At 66.3% G+C, this 16,950-nt stretch carries 19 protein-coding genes, 1 tRNA gene and 2 pseudogenes; 10 read left to right on the forward strand and 12 right to left on the reverse strand.

What is annotated here, in order from left to right; translation table 11 throughout:
* The 3 genes and pseudogenes from Q8W67_RS20220 to Q8W67_RS20230 form a co-directional block, all read left to right on the forward strand.
* Positions 1-267: pseudogene (locus Q8W67_RS20220) on the forward strand (hypothetical protein); the annotation flags it as partial.
* On the forward strand, positions 264-620 hold the full coding sequence (gene tnpB, locus Q8W67_RS20225; RefSeq protein WP_305541299.1) for an IS66 family insertion sequence element accessory protein TnpB: 357 nt from the start codon (positions 264-266) through the stop codon (positions 618-620). The pseudogene Q8W67_RS20220 and the gene tnpB, both read left to right, overlap by 4 nt.
* A 68-nt stretch (positions 621-688) precedes the next feature.
* Positions 689-2,212 carry an IS66 family transposase gene (locus Q8W67_RS20230; protein WP_305541302.1) on the forward strand — a complete coding sequence of 508 codons (1,524 nt, stop codon included), beginning with the start codon at positions 689-691 and terminating at the stop codon, positions 2,210-2,212.
* Between the two features lie 21 nt (positions 2,213-2,233).
* On the opposite strand, the gene Q8W67_RS20235 is transcribed toward Q8W67_RS20230, so the two are convergent.
* The gene (locus tag Q8W67_RS20235) at positions 2,234-2,464 is read right to left on the reverse strand and encodes a DUF6429 family protein (protein WP_305541305.1); all 231 of its coding nucleotides are present in this window, start codon (positions 2,462-2,464) and stop codon (positions 2,234-2,236) included.
* Positions 2,465-2,498: 34 nt separating this feature from the next.
* Here Q8W67_RS20235 and Q8W67_RS20240 point away from each other — a divergent pair, with 34 nt between their 5' ends.
* Positions 2,499-3,233 carry a recombinase family protein gene (locus Q8W67_RS20240; protein WP_305549215.1) on the forward strand — a complete coding sequence of 245 codons (735 nt, stop codon included), beginning with the start codon at positions 2,499-2,501 and terminating at the stop codon, positions 3,231-3,233.
* Positions 3,234-3,284: 51 nt separating this feature from the next.
* Here the strand turns inward: Q8W67_RS20240 and Q8W67_RS20245 are convergent, their stop codons facing one another.
* The 10 genes and pseudogenes from Q8W67_RS20245 to Q8W67_RS20285 all read right to left on the reverse strand — a co-directional run bounded on the left by Q8W67_RS20245 (position 3,285) and on the right by Q8W67_RS20285 (position 11,535).
* Positions 3,285-4,469 carry a hypothetical protein gene (locus tag Q8W67_RS20245; protein ID WP_305549218.1) on the reverse strand — a complete coding sequence of 395 codons (1,185 nt, stop codon included), beginning with the start codon at positions 4,467-4,469 and terminating at the stop codon, positions 3,285-3,287.
* Positions 4,470-4,471: 2 nt separating this feature from the next.
* Positions 4,472-5,659 (reverse strand): hypothetical protein, encoded by a 1,188-nt coding sequence (locus Q8W67_RS20250; RefSeq protein WP_305549221.1) that lies wholly within the window; start codon positions 5,657-5,659, stop codon positions 4,472-4,474.
* Positions 5,660-6,076: 417 nt separating this feature from the next.
* Positions 6,077-6,460, reverse strand: coding sequence for a hypothetical protein (locus Q8W67_RS20255; RefSeq protein WP_305549224.1), 384 nt, complete (start codon positions 6,458-6,460; stop codon positions 6,077-6,079).
* Between the two features lie 9 nt (positions 6,461-6,469).
* Positions 6,470-6,736: a hypothetical protein gene (locus tag Q8W67_RS20260; RefSeq protein ID WP_305549227.1), complete on the reverse strand. Its 267-nt coding sequence runs from the start codon at positions 6,734-6,736 to the stop codon at positions 6,470-6,472.
* A gap of 141 nt (positions 6,737-6,877) precedes the next feature.
* A pseudogene (locus tag Q8W67_RS26890) lies at positions 6,878-7,084 on the reverse strand (hypothetical protein); the annotation flags it as partial.
* Between the two features lie 200 nt (positions 7,085-7,284).
* The gene (locus Q8W67_RS20265) at positions 7,285-10,005 is read right to left on the reverse strand and encodes a DUF3987 domain-containing protein (protein WP_305549230.1); all 2,721 of its coding nucleotides are present in this window, start codon (positions 10,003-10,005) and stop codon (positions 7,285-7,287) included.
* Positions 10,006-10,136: 131 nt separating this feature from the next.
* Entirely contained in the window at positions 10,137-10,517 is a 381-nt protein-coding gene (locus Q8W67_RS20270; RefSeq protein ID WP_305549233.1) for a hypothetical protein, read from the reverse strand.
* 23 nt (positions 10,518-10,540) lie between these two features.
* Complete coding sequence (locus Q8W67_RS20275) at positions 10,541-10,744, reverse strand: helix-turn-helix domain-containing protein (protein ID WP_370693917.1); 204 nt, start codon at positions 10,742-10,744, stop codon at positions 10,541-10,543.
* A 78-nt stretch (positions 10,745-10,822) separates the two neighbouring features.
* Positions 10,823-11,380, reverse strand: a complete 558-nt coding sequence (locus tag Q8W67_RS20280; protein ID WP_305549239.1) for a hypothetical protein — start codon at positions 11,378-11,380, stop codon at positions 10,823-10,825.
* A gap of 79 nt (positions 11,381-11,459) precedes the next feature.
* Positions 11,460-11,535, reverse strand: a tRNA-Glu gene (locus tag Q8W67_RS20285).
* 127 nt (positions 11,536-11,662) lie between these two features.
* Between Q8W67_RS20285 and cobU the strand changes: the two genes are divergently transcribed.
* From cobU to Q8W67_RS20310, 5 genes are all read left to right on the forward strand, one after another.
* Positions 11,663-12,184, forward strand: a complete 522-nt coding sequence (gene cobU, locus Q8W67_RS20290; protein ID WP_305549242.1) for a bifunctional adenosylcobinamide kinase/adenosylcobinamide-phosphate guanylyltransferase — start codon at positions 11,663-11,665, stop codon at positions 12,182-12,184.
* Complete coding sequence (gene cobO, locus Q8W67_RS20295) at positions 12,181-12,783, forward strand: cob(I)yrinic acid a,c-diamide adenosyltransferase (RefSeq protein WP_305549245.1); 603 nt, start codon at positions 12,181-12,183, stop codon at positions 12,781-12,783. The genes cobU and cobO overlap by 4 nt, the downstream gene beginning before the upstream one ends.
* 23 nt (positions 12,784-12,806) lie before the next feature.
* Entirely contained in the window at positions 12,807-14,249 is a 1,443-nt protein-coding gene (locus tag Q8W67_RS20300) for a cobyric acid synthase (protein WP_305549249.1), read from the forward strand.
* A 78-nt stretch (positions 14,250-14,327) separates the two neighbouring features.
* The gene (locus Q8W67_RS20305) at positions 14,328-14,537 is read left to right on the forward strand and encodes a hypothetical protein (RefSeq protein WP_305549252.1); all 210 of its coding nucleotides are present in this window, start codon (positions 14,328-14,330) and stop codon (positions 14,535-14,537) included.
* 45 nt (positions 14,538-14,582) lie between these two features.
* Complete coding sequence (locus Q8W67_RS20310) at positions 14,583-14,759, forward strand: hypothetical protein (RefSeq protein ID WP_305549255.1); 177 nt, start codon at positions 14,583-14,585, stop codon at positions 14,757-14,759.
* A 146-nt stretch (positions 14,760-14,905) separates the two neighbouring features.
* On the opposite strand, the gene cbiB is transcribed toward Q8W67_RS20310, so the two are convergent.
* On the reverse strand, positions 14,906-15,889 hold the full coding sequence (gene cbiB, locus Q8W67_RS20315; protein WP_305549258.1) for an adenosylcobinamide-phosphate synthase CbiB: 984 nt from the start codon (positions 15,887-15,889) through the stop codon (positions 14,906-14,908).
* Here cbiB and cobD point away from each other — a divergent pair.
* Positions 15,881-16,942, forward strand: a complete 1,062-nt coding sequence (gene cobD / locus Q8W67_RS20320) for a threonine-phosphate decarboxylase CobD (RefSeq protein WP_305549261.1) — start codon at positions 15,881-15,883, stop codon at positions 16,940-16,942. The two genes, cbiB and cobD, sit on opposite strands and share 9 nt — an antisense overlap.
* Positions 16,943-16,950: the final 8 nt, after the last annotated feature.

The following is a 16,950-nucleotide window of genomic DNA, read 5'->3' on the forward strand; positions in this document are numbered from 1 at the left end:
CTGAGCGCCTCGCAACTGTTCACGTGGCGGCGCCTGGCGCGTCAGGCTGGGAGGCACGACGACCAGACCCCACTGCAGTTCGTGCCGGCCGTGCTGAGTGTGGGCCGGCAAGAGCCGGCGTCAGCGCAGACGAGCTCCGCGCTGCGTGAGCCGCGCGGCTGTCACGGTATCGAAGTTGAGATCGCAGGCGCCACGGTCCGCATCGCTCAGGGCGCGAGCGCGGCTCAGATCGCCGCGGTGATCCGGGCGCTGAAGGCTCCCCTGTGATCGGGCCCTCCGGCGCGGTGCGCGTGATGCTGGCCACACGGCCGGTGGACTTCCGCAAGGGCATGGACGGACTGGCCGCTCTGGTCCGGGACGCGATGGGCGCGGATCCGTTCTCCGGCACGGTCTACGTGTTCCGCTCGAAGCGGGCCGACCGGGTGAAGCTCCTGGTCTGGGATGGAAGCGGGCTGGTCCTCGCGACCAAGCGTTTGGAGGCTGGTCAGTTCTGCTGGCCGAAGATCGAGGACGGCGTGGTTCGGCTGAGCGCGGCGCAGCTCGCGGCGCTCGTCGAAGGCTTGGACTGGAAGCGCGTCCATGCAGCGCGTCCCGTGAGCACGCCGGCGGTTGCAGGCTGAGCAAAAAGCCCGGCGGACGGGCTTCGTCGCGGTGGTAAGTCACTGGCGGATCTGCTCTAATCCGCTTCATGGTGGCGCCTGCTTCGCCCTCGTCCGACGACCCCGAGACGCTCAAGGCGCTGCTCGCCGAGGAGCGCGCCGAGAACGAGCGGCTGCGACAGATCATCCTGGCCATGCAGCGCCACCGCTTCGGCCGCCGCGCCGAGAGCCTGCCTGAGGATCAACTCCTGCTCGGGCTGGAGGAGGCCGAGCAGGTCGAGGCTGCGGGCTTTGCCGCCGAGGAGGGCGAGCCCGCCAGGAAGGAGGCCCGGAGGGTCAAGCGGCGCACGAACCGTGGGGCGCTGCCCGCCCATCTGCCGCGGGTCGAGTGCCTCGTCGACATCGACCGCACCGCCTGTCCGTGCTGCTCGGGTGCCCTGCACCGGATCGGCGAGGACGTGTCCGAGCGCCTCGACGTGGTGCCGGTGCAGTTCCGGGTGCTGGTGATCCGCCGTCCGCGCTACGCTTGCCGCGCCTGCGGGGACGCGATCGTGCAGGCCCCGGCACCGGCGCGGCTGATCGAGGGCGGTCTACCGACCGACGCTCTCGTCGCGCAGGTCCTCGTCTCCAAATACGCCGACCATCTGCCGCTGTATCGACAGACGCAGATCTTCGCCCGCCAGGGCGTCAGCCTCGACCGCTCGACGCTGGCCGACTGGGTCGGGCGCGCCGCCTTCCTTCTCCGGCCCGTCCACGGGCGGCTGCTGGAGACGCTGAAGCGCTCGGGCAATCTGTTTGCCGACGAGACCACGGCACCGGTGCTCGATCCGGGTCGCGGCCGCACCAAGACCGGCCAGCTCTGGGCGTATGCGCGCGACGACCGGCCCTGGGGCGGGACTGATCCGCCGGGAGTTGCCTACGTCTACGCCCCGGATCGCACGGCCGGACGGCCGATCGCGCATCTCAGTGGGTTTGCAGGCGTGCTCCAGGTTGACGGCTACGCAGCCTACGAGACGCTGGCCAAGGGCGGCGCGGTGCGGCTGGCCTACTGCTGGAGCCATGTGCGTCGGCAATTCTACGACCTAGCCGCGGCCTCGCCGATCGCGACGGAGACGCTGTCGCGCATCGCCATGCTCTACCGGATCGAGGCCGAGATCCGCGGTCGCCCGGCCGAGGAGCGACGGGCGGCCCGGCAGGAACGAAGCCGGCCCGTGGTCGAGGCGCTGGAGCCGTGGCTGCGCGAGAAGCTCGGCCTCCTGAGCCGCAAGAGCAACCTGGCGGATGCGATCCGCTACGCCCTGAGCCGCTGGGCGGGGCTGAGCCTGTTCCTCGACGACGGGCGCGTGGAGATCGACTCCAACACCGTCGAGCGCGCGATCCGGCCCCTGGCCTTGAATCGGAAGAATGCCCTGTTTGCTGGTTCGGACGGCGGGGGCGAGCACTGGGCGGTGATCGCCTCGTTGGTCGAGACCTGCAAACTCGTTGGCGTCGAGCCGCAGGCCTACCTGGCCGACGTCATCACCCGCATCGTCGACGGCCATCCGCAGCGGCGCCTCGACGAGCTTCTGCCCTGGGCCTACCCGAGCACACCCACGCTCCAAGCCGTGGCCTGAGAACGCCACGGCCCTGACGCGTCAGTCAGGGCGTGTGAACAGGCTCCGGAACAGCGCCTCGGATTGGCGCAATCCCTCGTCTGTCAGCACCACCGACTTGGCGCGTCCGACCGGATCGGCGATGAGCCCCTTGGCGTGGAGACGGCCAAGTACAGCCCAGTCGAAGCCCTTCCAGGCCCGACGCCCATCGTGGAGCGTCAGCCACAAAAGGGCGAGCACCGCCTCGTCGATGCGCTCCTCGTCGACCGCCATCTGAGCAGATTAGCACGCCGCGCTCAGACCGGGCGTGGTGCCAGCCGATCGGTTACGGTTCATCTCCTACCTGCGTGTGAGCACGGACCGGCAGGGTCGGTCCGGTCTCGGCCTGGAGGCGCAACGCTCGGCCGTCACGGACTATCTGAACGGCGGCGCCTGGAATCTGGTCGCCGAAGTGGTCGAGGTCGAGAGCGGCGCTAACAGCGAGCGGCCGGAGTTGACCCGCGCCCTGGCACTCTGCCGCGCGCACCGGGCGACGCTGGTGGTGGCCAAGCTCGATCGGCTGGCCCGCGACGCTCATTTCCTCCTGGGTCTCAGCAAGGCGGGCGTCGATTTCGTCGCCTGTGACATGCCTTCGGCGAACCGGATGACCGTCGGCATCATGGCTGTAGTAGCCGAGGAAGAGCGCCGAATGATCTCGGTCCGAACAAAGGCCGCGCTAGCCGCCGCCAAGGCGCGCGGGCAGGTTCTCGGTGGCTTCCGCGGCCGGGCCGGCACGGCTGAAGACACGGCCAAGGCGCGAGCCGCCCGCGGGCGCAACGTTGACGCGCAGGCCGAAGCGCTGGCGCCCATCCTGAAGCGCATCGATCCAGAGGGCACGGCGTCGCTGCGAGCAGTCGCGGCGGCATTGACCGCCGAGAACATCCCAACGCCGAGCGGACGCGGTACGTGGACGCCGACTGCTGTGGCGCGTCTGCGGGTCCGCCTCGCGACCGCCCGATGCGCAGATGCCAATGCATTCTCGCAGCCAACCAGCTACCGTTGAGATGATAACCTAATGTAAAATCAACGAGGCAGCGCAATCAGCACAGTCTGATCATCCGGGAACGTCTCTCTCCTCGGGCGGTTCGAGCACCGTCTCTGATGGATCCATCACAATAGATGGATTTGCGAAATACACTGTTGGCTTGGAGAATGACAATAATATATCGAGGCATGCCTGACGCAAAGCTCGATTAAGATCGAACAAGGTCGCCTGAGGAGCCTTCATCATCTTAATCTGATTGTGAACAATGACATTCCTGACTTTGTAAACCAGACTTGCCCAACCCTGATCTTCTAATTGGTCCTCAACGCCTACAGCTAAAAGGAAGATCTTGGAAGATTCCTTCAGCTCATCGAGCGATGAGCGAGAAGTCAGACGAGTCAGACATTTTGAATCAAGAACGCCAAGCCTAAATCTTTCACCAGTCACCTCGGAGAGTCTAGCTTTCATGTCCCAAGTGGTCAAACCGCCTCTCGCAAGTTCATGCATAGCCCATGCAAATATGTGATCTATGCAGAATTCAAAAGCCTGGTACATTAATAGAAAAGCACCGACACCTGTTATATCTGCGTCAGCGCTCTTAAATAATTGTCTAAGAACCACACTTTCGGATAAAATTATCTCGTCCGGAACTGAAATATTGATAGTGCTTCGCCAATTCTCCTTGCAAATTGCATGGCCGACTTCGTCTAAAGAGCGAACTATAGTGATGCCGTCTTTGAGAAGCAACAACTCAAGCATATCGAGCGTCATGCCCAATCTTTGCATTTGCTCGACTCCGACGACAAGAATACCTACTTCGTCTGAAATTACGTCGTCGAGGCAGAGAGTTTTCTCTTTGAATGAGTCAATGGACCCGGACTCGGAGAAGGCGGACAGCTTCTCTAGATTTGTGATCTTACGAAATCCGACCTCAGCATATCTGCGCGGCCAAACTCCCTCGATGTATTCTCCAGTTCTGAATGATGTCACAGGGAAAATGTATCCGATAGATTGGCTCGACAATTTTTCCTTCAGATTTATGATATTGGACTCGCCAGGAAACCCCGTGCAGCAAATCTCAACGAGATATTTGCTTTCGTCCCGCGGCTGATCAACCGTTACTCCATGAGTAAGGTCGAACACCCGGCTGCTGCTGGCTTTGATCGTAGCAGTTCTCTCGCCATGCTCGATCGTTATGCCAAGTTCGGCGACCTCGTGTCGCGTGAGTCCAAAGAACCGCTCTTGAGGTGACATTTCTAGTACATCATCTCAAAATCTTCCTGGCCTTTAAGCCAGCACTTTGAAAGATCTAAATACGCGTCGCTGCTGGGGAGCAGCATTGCGCGAAACGCGAACTGGAAATAAGCGCGCTGAGCATCTCCGATCCGCTTCGCCTTCTTAGCAATCTGGTCCAAAATCAACAGCAATTGATTCAATGAAGTACTAGGATCTTCGGAAAATCTCAGCTCTTCGATTGCCGCATCAATCGTGCTGATTTCTGGCACAGCACCAACCTTAATCAATCGCTTACATTCAGCACCGAAGCCAGCCATTGGCTGAGGTCGTGCCAGGATGGAGCAAACGTTAGAGCCAAAAGGTCTGATCAAACCTCCATCTTCTTGTGATTCCGCGGTCCAATCTCCCGCTCGGCTATCTATGATTTTGATAAGGTGATTGTACACCTCCAGAAGATGCTGCATATCATCTGCATCGGCCTTATAACGATAGCTTTCAAGGAAATTTATCTCCCTCAGCTCGCCGACTAATGCCTGCTTATCATACGGCATCGGCGTTCCGGTTGAGTACGCATAGAACATATCTACTACGTCAGCGTACTTATATCGCCCCACCCCCCGCGCTCTTTTCTCGTCAACTTCTTTAAGGATGCTGATTCCGTCTGGCAGGGCGTTGTTATCTATGTAGTCATAATAAAGAATTTCGAGCTGATGCCTGAACGACATCGGTGTTTGCCCAGTGTTCAATGTTAGCATACGATACAAAATGCCAGTCTTTGACAGACCGACATAGATCTCAACGCGAATCTTGTGGCCGAAGAACTCGGAAATTTTCTCTTTGCTTATTCCGCCGTCCTTATCTGTGCCAATACCCTCTATTGTTAAGGTTCGTTGCAAACCGTCCAAAATCAGCAACTCGCCGTCTTGTGCAGCTCGCTCGATAAAGGCGAAAATGCTGGCCCAATCGGTGAACGAGTCTTGTTCGATGATGGCACGGCGGACCAAATTTTCTAGTTCACTTCCATAAGCTGAGGTGACAGCCAATATTATCGGAGGCATTACGCAGCCTTCGATGAGATCTTTCCTAAGAAGCTCATATGTCCCAGAACTCTTTACACGCTTGCGCTGATATTCATTCTTAGAAAGTATAGCTGGCGCGATGCGCAGATACTCTCCAATGCTTAGCTCTGCGCCAACATTGACGCCCATTATCTTTGTATCTATGAGATGAGATGTAAATTGCACTTAAGCCCTCACACTATTTGCAAGCAAGAAAAACTCGAAATCTTAGTCGGTCCTCTCGGCGGCGCGTATCGGATGGCCGTCTCCTCAAGCCGATCAGTTGGCCTGCAAAGCGCATACAGAAGTTGTATGTTTGTTCAATCTCTACGTTCGAGATCGAGCCGGTGCACAGCCAGCCGCTCGCGCATGCCCAACGGGCCGGAAGCTGGATCTCCACTCCCAACTATGATGGATCGGCGCTGATCAGTAAGCGGGGCGCGAATCAGGGCTGGCTCTGTCACCGAGCAGACAAGCCTTCCAGCACCTTCAACAGACGTCGTGGCGGTACAACCCTCGGAGGGTTGCGCATAACGACGCTGCCACGCTCGTGCTTACGCTCGTTCCTCATTCGAACAGCCCTCCCGGTGCTGGCCGGTTCGGAGGATCGAACGTGGGCAGTTCCCCCAACCCCTCCGACTCCTCGCCTTCAATTACAGGTGCATCCAGTTCCGCAAGGTATGCAACTGCGCGATCACGGGCAGCGGCGAGCTCGGCGCGCGTCATCTCGTGGAGCGGCTTGATTAGACCATCGCCCTGGCGCAGCACGAGACCGTTCAGTTCGGTTAGGGTCCGAGATGCGGCCACACGCGCGCTCTTTGGCGCCGTGCGGTCACCGGAAATCTCCACCAGCGTTTCCAGCGCCACCCGCGCGCCCACGGTACGGAGCTTGTGCTCCACCTCATCCCGCGTGGCGCGAACCTGACGCGCCCTCTCAGCTTCATCCATCATCAAACCCTCCTAGTCGAACAGTCCGCCAATCGGCGGTTCATCGTCAGGGCTCGCGGCCATCTCAGCGTCGAAGCGCGCGATGTGGGCGCGCAGCTTTGTCCGGAGCGCATCCAGCTCAAGGAGGTCCGGTGTCGGTGCGCGTGGCGTCTCGCGCATGATCTCATCGAGCCATCGGGCCGCGTCGCGGTTCTGGCGGCCCCACGCCCGCTCCGTGGCACGGCCCGGTTTGTTCGCCCGCCGCCATGCCTCAAGCCGCGCCCGCTCGTCTGGCGTCATAGCCGCGATCTCGGCACGCCTCTGACGGCGCTTCCGGGCCTTATGGGCGTCGCTGCGCGGATTTCCCGTCGGGATGCCTTCAGGGAATCCCGGTGTGTGCCAGCCGGCCGGCCCGTCGCCCCGTGGCGTGGCACCTCCGTGAAATTTGCAGCGCGTCCGACCCCTGGCCGGCGTCCGCCGACAAGGCTCGCCGGTCGATTTAGCGAGCGCACCACAGAACGGATGAAGGTGTCGCTCGGCATGGTAGCGTCGAAGCGCCCTCGCGCCGATGGACGGAAAGTCCGGCGCGTAATGGCTGCCGCCACGGCGAGTGGCCCTTCGCGAGCTTTGAGGCGGGCGCCTACGCATAACGGCGTTCCTCCATGCGGTAGATCGGCGGGGCTTCCACACTCCCTGTTTGCCTCGCGCAGAGCCGTCGACAATGCCGCTCGCGTGCGCGCATGAAGATCGGTGAAGGGCAGAGGATGTGGAGAGAAGAGAAAGGAGGAAGAGAAAGACGCAATCTATCTATCACGCACGCGAGCGGCATTGTCGGCGCTTCCGATCTGTCACGCATCGTTCAGCTCCCGTTTTGCTGACATTGCCGCTGAAATCTGAGCTTGTGCACGCGCACGCTGCGCCTTTTCGCGCTCGGCTCGCTCGGCAAACCGCGCGTGAATTCTCGGGTTTACCGCCCACTTAGTCGGCCCGTCCGGCCCGCTTTCCGCCACAGCCACCCACGCAGCCCCCTCAAGCTCCCGCATCGCCGCGCGGGTGAGCCCCCGCTTACCGCTCAGGGTGCGTCGCGCCTTCTCGATGTCTCGGGCCGTCACGGACAGGACGTCCGGCCGCGTCAGCAGGTGCCCAGCGATCCAGCGCGCCTCAATCGTCCGCTCGGCCGGCTCGCAGAACTCGGCGTAGAACCGAAAGGCGTGCTTCACGAGGTACTGGACGAAGCGGGACGCGCGCCGTGCTGTCTCGGCTGTCACGCCTACTTCAGACCCTCCGACCGGTACCGTGTCGAGAAGCGTCCAAGTATCGAGGGCGTGGAACGTGAGGGTGATGCGGTAGATCAGGCCCTCCCATTTCGAGACGTGTCCCTCCCAACCGGCTGAGGCGCCCGGATAGTGCGCAAGGGCGCGCACGCGGCTCTCTGTCTCAGACAGGATCGCGCGGGCCTCGGGCGACAAATGCACCACGCTGGGCTTCGAGCGGAGCGCAAACATGCCCCGCACCGCGCGTTCATACTCGGCGACCGCCGCGGGATCTTCCGGCACGTCGAGATGCACCCGCTCCGCATCGTCGTCCGTCACGAAGATCAGGCGTTGCAGGAAGCCGTCGGTACCCAGGTTGCCCGCGTGCTGGCGGATCTTGTCGGGCTGCGTCGAGGCAATGAGGCCCATCAGAGCACTGTCGGCCCGCACGGAGCCGCCGACCCGATCGACGCTGATGTCAGTGCCGTCGAGCAGGCGAAGCATAGTGCTGCGGTCGCCGTCGCCGGAGCGCTTGTAGGCGCCGAAGCTCCCCAGGAAGGCAAACAGTTCATCAGGGGCTCGGATGATCCCGCACGGGTTATCCGCGTGGATGCGGACCTGCTTTTCCAGGGTGGCGTCGTCCACGATGAGCCGCCGAATGACGGGCGTTGGCGGCAGCGCTACCGCCGTGCCGTCGCGCTTGCCCTTCGCGGCCTGCTGCAAAGCATCCCAAGCCGCCTGCGTCTTGCAATTCTGCCGATGAAGCTCCCGGTCTATCTCCTTCAGCGGACGAAGCAGCGCGGAGATCGTCGGCGACTTCTTCCGACCGGGACGGGCGACGATCACCACCGGCAGTGTGGCCGGCACGAGGAAGCCGGCGCTGTGCTGCCTCACCCGAAGCTTGAGCGCGCTGCCGATCGTACCACCCAGCGCGGCCACGGCCGCAACGGCCACGAAGCTCTCAGGAACGCCCATCTGACGGCTGAGCGTGCGCACGATCGGCGCGATCACATCCGGCAGGCTCCCTACAGGTGGTGTGGAGAGGTCGGCCGGATCGTCATCACCGAAGATGTCTACCGGCTCGATGACAGTCGAAGTGGACGTCCCAGCGTCTTCCTCGATCACGTTGAAGAAGCGCTGAGGCCCAACCCGCGTAAGGGCTTTCGCGACCGTGTAAGCGAGGTAGCGTTCAGCCCGGTCGTCGCCGCGCTGCTCAGCTTCGTCCTGGAATTTGTCCGGCGAGTACGCCGCGACGATTGCAGCTATCTCCTCGAGGTCCAGAATGCCGCCTTCGATCACGTTGGCGGCAACCTTGTAGTCTCGATCCGAGCGCTCACCCTTCAATGCCGGCTCGGCGCTGAGCACCTTGTCGAGCTGCGGACGGTTCGCCCGGGCCGTCCTCAACCGCGCGAGCAGGTCCGGATCAAGCTTCTCCGGATCGCCGATCGCTTCCCATGCAGCCGACAGATCGTATTCGCCTGCCGCGACGGCCGCGGTCGCCTTATCCATTGGAGGCGCCTGGATCGCGAGGCTACGGAGCGTGTGCAGGCGCCGCGGATCGTCGAACACCTTCCCCTCGGTGAGGGCTGGCACACGGCCCTTTTCCCGCTTCGTGGCATTCGGCAGGTTAACGGTGAATGGGATGCGGAACGGGTGCGAGACATCGTGCGTGCTGTCGCCGCCGAAGATGTGCGCCAGACCGCGCGAATGCGCTTCCGCAGCTCGGACATTCTCCGGGGTCGCAGGTAGCGGCTCCCGTAACAGCCACACTCCTTGATATCCGCCGCCGCTGTCTATGACCGCGCTGGCCTCATACCGCTTGCGCCAGTCCAGTGCCTGATCCCAGAGCCGTTTGCGCTCGCGCTTGAGGCCGTCCGGTTCGGCCTCGATCTTCGGATGCGGATCGCAATCGATGACGACGCCGCGGATGCCCGTAATGTCCGCCTTGCACACCCTGCCGTATGCGCCCTGCTGTAGATCGCGCGGGACCGGCTCGTTCAGCGTGAAGTGGAGGTTATACTTGCCCTGGCGCGCCTCGATCCAAGCGGCTAGCTGATCGCGCTCGGCCGGTAGCGCGAAGGTTGCCCCGTGGCAGCTGCCCGCCTCTGGATCGATCGCCGCGACCGCGAGAAGCCCTTCGATCAAAGCGACCAAAAAGGCCACAGCCTTAGCTGTGTCACCCTTGGGCAGCTCGGGCGTGGCTTTCACGGGAGCGGTCTGAAGAGGCGCAGCCTGCGCCGGAGTTACGGCCTCGGAGGCTTCAACTGCGACAGGTTGTGGTTCGGACCGGCCGAGACCATAATTGCTTGCGTCCATGACACTTTCCCGGCGGACGGCGGTGCTGGCCGGCGTTCGCGTAGAGGGTTTGAGAGACGAAGCGGCGGCTTCTTGGTGGTGCGGAGGGCCGCCGCTTCGCATTCAGGCGGCAGTGTCATCGCGCCAGGTCATTACTTCCACGACCACGCTTCGCGCGAAGGCCAGCGGCTGCGGCCAATCTTCTCCCAGATCATCGCTGCAATGGACCTGTCGAAGGCGTCCACGCAGCGCATCGCTCGGACCACACCGGCTCGGTTGTTCTTCAAGAGGTGTGGCGGAACCCTGACGTACAGCGCCAGATCTGTGATGCCTTCGCCGCGAACCATGAGGATCGCGTTCGCCTTACGGCCTGCGCCGTTCGAGCACGTCTCGGATTTCCGCATAGGCCGGAGCTGCACGAGGCAGGCCGGATTGGGGTCCAAGAACTCCGCGTTGCCGGATTTGATGCCCGGGTCGCGGACCCACTGCATGTTGAAGGTGCCGTCGGTCTTGCCGCGGGCGAAGACGGGCATAAGCCCAGGTGCGGGCCCCCTCATCACGCGGCCCCAGCGCAGGTCGCTAGGAATGCGTCGGCGTCTGCGCGGCGGACTAGGGTACGTCGCCCTACCTTGAAGGGCTTGAGATCCCCGCGGGTGAATAGACGATAGACCCCGGTCCGCGAAATGCGCAGGTAGTCGGCGAACTCGTTGACCGTCATGGCGCCGGGTGCGGCGGGAGGTGCGGATTCTCTTTTGGACATCGTGGGCCTCAGCGGTTCGAAGTGCGCTGAGACCGTGCCTTCGGGCACACCCGAATAACCGAGCGCTGATGGGCGCTTTTATTCGGCGTCTGGATTTCGGCCGGCAGCCTCGATCGCGCCGGGCCACCAGTCAGGTTCCACATCCCCCTCATCCTCGATCTCATCGAAGAAGAGGTGCGGCCATTGCGGCCGGAACTTACGGTACGCGTCGGCGACCGCCTCGGCCGTCAGGTCCGGCTTGCTTCCACCTTTCCCGTGCGCTGTGCCTGGTAGACCAGCTCCGATCCCGCGCTTCTCCCGCAGCCGAGGATTGGCAAGATACCGAGGTGCCTCCTTGAAGGCTTGCTCTTCCGTCCGTCCGACTTCCATCAGGTCTCGAACGACCGCGTTGATCAGCAGCATCCGAGGCGTTTCCTTCGGACGACCTGGGCCAAACAGTGCCTCGCGCGTGAGCCCCATCTTTCTGAGAAGCATCCGGGCCGCAGGCGTGTTCTGCGCCAGGGAGCGCCGCAGGCCCTCGAACGATTCGCCGCAGCTCGTAGCCTCAGCGGCGAGAAAGTCGAGCGCATCCCTGCCGGCCTCGACCTTTCGGCCGGTCGGCCAACAAGCGGTAAGCTCAGGCTTTCGACGGCTCATCGTGCCGATCCGCAAGCAACGATTTCGACAACGAAACGCGCCCGGCCCGTACTCATCGCAACTAAGTGCTTGATTTTGTTGGCGCGCCCTACGGGAATCGAACCCGTGTTTTCGCCGTGAAAGGGCGACGTCCTGGACCGCTAGACGAAGGGCGCTTTGGCTAGGCTGTGGTTCTATAGTCGGAGCGGAGGCGCCCGGCAACCGCCGATGCGCTGCGGCGTGCGGGTTTGACCGCGGGGCGGGTTGGGGCGATGGAGAGGTATGCTGCAGATCCCGCCTCGCATGACCCTCGTCCTCGGCGGCGCGCGTTCCGGCAAGAGCGCCTACGCGGAGGGTCTGATCGAGGCCTGTCCCGGCCCGTGGCTCTATCTCGCAACCGCGCAGGCGTTCGACGACGAGATGGTCGCGCGCATCGCCCAGCATCGCGCCCGGCGCGTCGGGGCGTGGCGCACGCGCGACGTGCCGCTCGCCCTGCCGGAGGCCGTGGCGGAGGCGGAGGGTCCGGCCCTGGTCGATTGCCTTACCCTGTGGCTCACCAACCTGATCCTCGCGGGGGCCGATCTGGAGGACGCCGTGGACCGGCTGTTCGCCGCCTGCGCGCGCGTGCCGGGACCGCTGGTGCTGGTCGGCAGCGAGGTCGGGCTCGGGATCGTGCCCGACAACGCGCTGGCCCGCCGCTTCCGCGACGAGGCCGGGCGCCTGCACCAGCGGCTCGCCGCCCAGGCCGAAAGGGTCGTGCTCACCGTGGCCGGGCTGCCGCTGACCGTGAAGCCCGCGCCCCCCGCGCAAGGAACCTCCGCATGAGCGACGACGCGACGCGCCACCGCGAGAAGATGGAGAAGCGCAAGGCCGTGCAGGACGCCGAGGTGGCGGCCAAGACCCTCGAGAAGGGCCTGCTCCTCGTCCATACCGGCCCCGGCAAGGGCAAGAGCACGGCGGCCCTCGGGCTGATGCTGCGCGCGCTGGGCCGCGGCTGGCGGGTGGGCATGGTGCAGTTCATCAAGGGCGGCTGGGACACCGGCGAGCGCCACGCGGTCGGCGCCTTCGGCGACAAGGTCGCCTGGCACACGCTGGGCGAGGGCTTCACCTGGGAGACGCAGGACAAGGCCCGGGATATCGCCGCATGCCGCCACGCCTGGGACGTGGCCGAGGGGCTGATGGCCGATCCCACGATCCGCCTGCTCGTCCTCGACGAGTTGAACATCGCCCTGCGCTACGACTACCTCGACCTCGACGCGGTGCTGGCCGCCCTCACGCGCCGCCGGCCGGACCTGCACGTGGTCGTCACCGGCCGCAACGCCAAGCCGGCCCTGATCGAGGCCGCCGACCTCGTCACCGAGATGGGCAGCGTCAAGCACCACTTCGCGGCCGGCGTGAAGGCCCAGGAAGGGATCGAGTTCTGAGCCGGCCGCCCAAGAAGGCCCTGATGATCCAGGGCACCGGCTCCGATGTCGGCAAGTCGCTGATCGTGGCGGGGCTGGCGCGCGCCTTCACCGACCGGGGCCTGCGGGTGCGCCCGTTCAAGCCGCAGAACATGTCGAACAACGCCGCCGTCACCCAGGATGGCGGCGAGATCGGCCGGGCGCAGGCGCTCCAGGCCCGGGCCGCCCGGGTGCCCGCCTCCGTGCACATGAACCCCGTGCTGCTGAAGCCGCAGAGCGAGGTCGGCTCCCAGGTGGTGGTGCAGGGGCGGATGGTCACCACCGTGAAGGCGCGCGACTACCAGGCCTGGAAGCCGAAGCTCATGCCCGCCGTCCTGGAGAGCTTTTCGCGCCTGGCCGCGGAGGCCGATCTGGTCCTGGTCGAGGGGGCGGGCTCGGCCTCCGAGGTGAACCTGCGGGCCGGCGACATCGCCAATATGGGCTTCGCCCGGGCCACCGACACGCCGGTGGTGCTGGTGGGCGACATCGACCGGGGCGGGGTGATCGCCAGCCTCGTCGGCACCCGGGTCGTGATCGCGGCGGCCGATGCCGCGCTGATCGCCGGCTTCATCGTCAACCGCTTCCGCGGCGATCCGAGCCTGTTCGCGGACGGCATGCGGCTGATCGCGGAACGGACCGGGTGGGCGCCCCTGGGCCTCGTGCCGCATTTCCCCGACGCCGCGCGCCTGCCGGCCGAGGACGTGCTCGGGCTGGCGGGCTCCGGGCCGCGCGCTCCGGGCGCCGTCACGGTGGCGGTTCCGGTGCTGCCGCGCATCGCCAATTTCGACGACCTCGACCCGCTGCGGGCGGAGCCGGGCGTGTCGGTGGTGCTGGTGCGCCCCGGTACGCCGATCCCCGCCGACGCCGCCCTCGTGCTGCTGCCGGGCTCCAAGACCACGATCGACGACCTCGATGTCTTCCGCGCCGAGGGCTGGGACGTCGATCTGCGCGCCCATGTCCGGCGGGGCGGCCGGGTGCTCGGCCTGTGCGGCGGCTTCCAGATGCTGGGGCGCACGCTCGCCGATCCCCACGGGATCGAGGGGACGCCGCGCACCGTGCCGGGCCTGGGGCTCCTGGACGTCGAGACCGTGATGACGCCGGACAAGCGCCTCGCCGCGGTGACGGGCACGAGCCTGCCCGATGCCGTCCCGTTCTCCGGCTACGAGATGCATATCGGCGCCACAAGCGGCCCCGACGCGGCCCGGCCGCTGCTGCGCCTCGCCGACGGGCGCACGGACGGGGCGGTCTCGGCGGACGGTCGGGTGGCCGGGACCTACGTGCACGGGCTGTTCGCGCACGAGGCCCAGCGCGCGGCCTGGCTCGCCCGCCTCGGGACCGCCTCGGACGGCGCAGGCTACGAGGCCGGGGTCGAGGCGGCGCTGGACGGCCTCGCGCGACACATCGCAGCGCATGTCGATTGCGACCGTCTGCTGGCGCTTGCCCGGTAGGCGCGGCCGGGGCCGGTGACGAAGCTGCGACGATCAACGCCCCCCCGCGAAGGACCGCGGCGATCATGGGAATGCCCGATGCCCATGCAGCCCCGGGTCGGCGCGGATCCCGCTCCTGTCCGCCTGCCCCGCCGTGGGGCCGGGCTGATGTTCGTGGTGCTCTCCGCCCTGCGGCGGGACGCGGTGGGACGCGGCGAGACGCGCGGCGCCCGCGGCGGCGCGGACAGCCTGAACGCGGCGCAGGTTCATGCGTTATCATTCCCGAGGCCGACTTATCCGGCACGATGATGCAGCCCCACAACCCTGCGGGACATCATTCAGGAGGGCATTGCGATGAGCGACGGGATTCCGCTTCTGATCCTGGCCCTGGGGACTCTGGGCGGCGTCTGGTTCCTGGCCGCTGCGGCCCGGAAGCAGGTGGCCGACGCCAAGGGCGATCCACAGCGCTCCACCGTGATCCGCGATCACGGCGGCGCCCCGCGCCCCAACATGCCGGGGACCGAGCACTGACGCCATGAGCCAGCGCATCGCCGTCTTCCCGAGAGCCCGCGGCCGCCATTCGGCGCATGGCTCCATCGCTTCGTCAGCGGACGATATTTTCGGCGCGCCGGATGCGATTTCTCCGCATCCGGCTCCGAACACGCCCTGCCGCCGGGTCAGCCCGCGACGATGAGCCAGAGGGCGAGCAGCGCCAGGACGAGGCCGCCCTGGATGAGGCAGGCCGTGCGGTAGAGCGCGAGCGCCCGGGCGATGTCGTCCGCATCGGCCTCGGCGCGTCCGTCGCCCATATGGGCATCGGGGACGCGGGTGCCGCCGTAGACCCGCGGCCCCGCGAGACGCAGGCCCAGCGCGCCGGCCATCGCGGCCTCGGGCCAGCCGGCATTGGGCGAGCGGTGGCGGCCCGCGTCGCGGAGCATCGCCCGGAGGGCAGCGCGCGCGTCGGCGCCGCGCAGGGCCGCCGCCCCGGCGATCAGCAGGCCGGCGAGCCGCGAGGCCGGCAGGTTCACGCCATCGTCGAGCCGGGCCGCCGCCCAGCCGAAGGCCGCATGGCGCGGGGTGCGGTGGCCGATCATGCTGTCGGCGGTGTTGATCGCCTTGTAGAGCGCCCCCCCGGGCAGGCCGAGGCAGCCGATCCAGAAGGCCGGCGCCACGATCCCGTCGGAAAAATTCTCGGCGAGGCTCTCGATCGCGGCGCGGCAGACCGCCGGCGCGTCGAGGTGCTCGGGGTCGCGACCGACGATCATCGAAACGGCGCGGCGCCCGGCCTCCAGGCCGCCCGTCCGCAGGGCGGTCTCCACCGCCGCGACATGGTCGTGCAGGCTGCGCTGCGCCGGCAGGCTGGCGCAGAGGAGGCCGAGCAGCAGGCAGGCGGGCAGGGGACCGGCGAGGCCGGCGAGCGCGGTAAGGACACAGGCGGGCAGGGCGGTCGCGGCGAGCAGGATCGCCAGCGCGAGGCAGCCGGCGATCCGGCGGCGGCGCTCGGAGCCGCGGTTGAGGCCGCGATCCAGCCAGGCAATCAGCCGGCCGATCCAGGTGACAGGGTGGCCGAGCGCCCTGTAGAGCGCGTCCGGATAGCCGGCCGCCGCCTCGATCCCGAGGGCGAGGGCGAGGATGGCGAGCGTGTCGGGCGGATGGACCATCTTTTCTGGAATCCCGCTCCGGAGCCGGGGGCGATCCCACATGGCGGCGATCTCGGAGAACTCCGAAAGGCCTTTCCCGACGCGCCGGAGCCCTGGCTCGACCTCTCGACGGGGATCAACCCGGTCCCCTATCCCGCGCCGCCGGTGGAGGCCAGCGCCTGGACGCGCCTTCCCGGTGCCGCCGAGGTCCGAGCCCTCCGGGACGCGGCCGCCGAGGCCTATCGCGCGCCCGATGCCGCGCATGTCGTGCCCGCGCCGGGCACCCAGATCCTGATCGAACTCCTGCCGCGGCTCGTGGCGCCGACCCGGGTCGCGGTGGTCGGCCCGACCTATGCCGAGCACGCCGCCGCCTGGGCGCGGGCCGGGCACGCGGTGGCGGAGGTCGGCGGGATCCAGGCGATCGGCGACGCGCCCGTGGCGGTCCTGGTCGATCCCAACAACCCGGACGGGCGGACCCATCCGCTCGACGAGCGGCTCGCCCTGGCCGCGGCGCTGCGCGCCCGCGGCGGCCTGCTGGTCGCCGACGAGGCCTTCGCGGACCTGGAGCCGGGGGCGAGCCTGTGCCCGCACGTCCCGCACCCGAATGCGGGGCCGGCGCTCGTGGTGCTGCGCTCCTTCGGCAAGACCTACGGGCTCGCCGGCCTGCGCCTCGGCTTCGCGGTCGCGGATCCCGGGACGGCGGACCGGATCGCCACGGCGCTCGGCCCCTGGGCGGTGTCGGGGCCGGCCCTGGCGATCGGGCGGGCCGCCCTGGCGGACGCGGCGTGGCGCGCGCAGGCCGCCCGGGCGCGGGAAGCGGATGCGGGCCGCCTCGACCGGCTGATCGCCCGCGGGGGCGGGCGGATCGTCGGCGGCACCAGGCTGTTCCGCACGGCCGACTTCGCCGACGGGCCGGGCCTGTACCGGCGGCTCGCGGAGGCCGGGATCGCGGTGCGGCGCTTCGCCGAGCGGCCGGAGCGCCTGCGCTTCGGCCTGCCGGCCGGGAAGGCGGCCTGGTGCCGGCTCGCGCGCGTGCTCAAGCCGGAAGGATTCCGGCTGCAAGGCGGAGGCTGACCTTCATT

The sequence above is a fragment of the Methylobacterium sp. NEAU K genome, from assembly GCF_030700285.1.
Classification (GTDB): domain Bacteria; phylum Pseudomonadota; class Alphaproteobacteria; order Rhizobiales; family Beijerinckiaceae; genus Methylobacterium.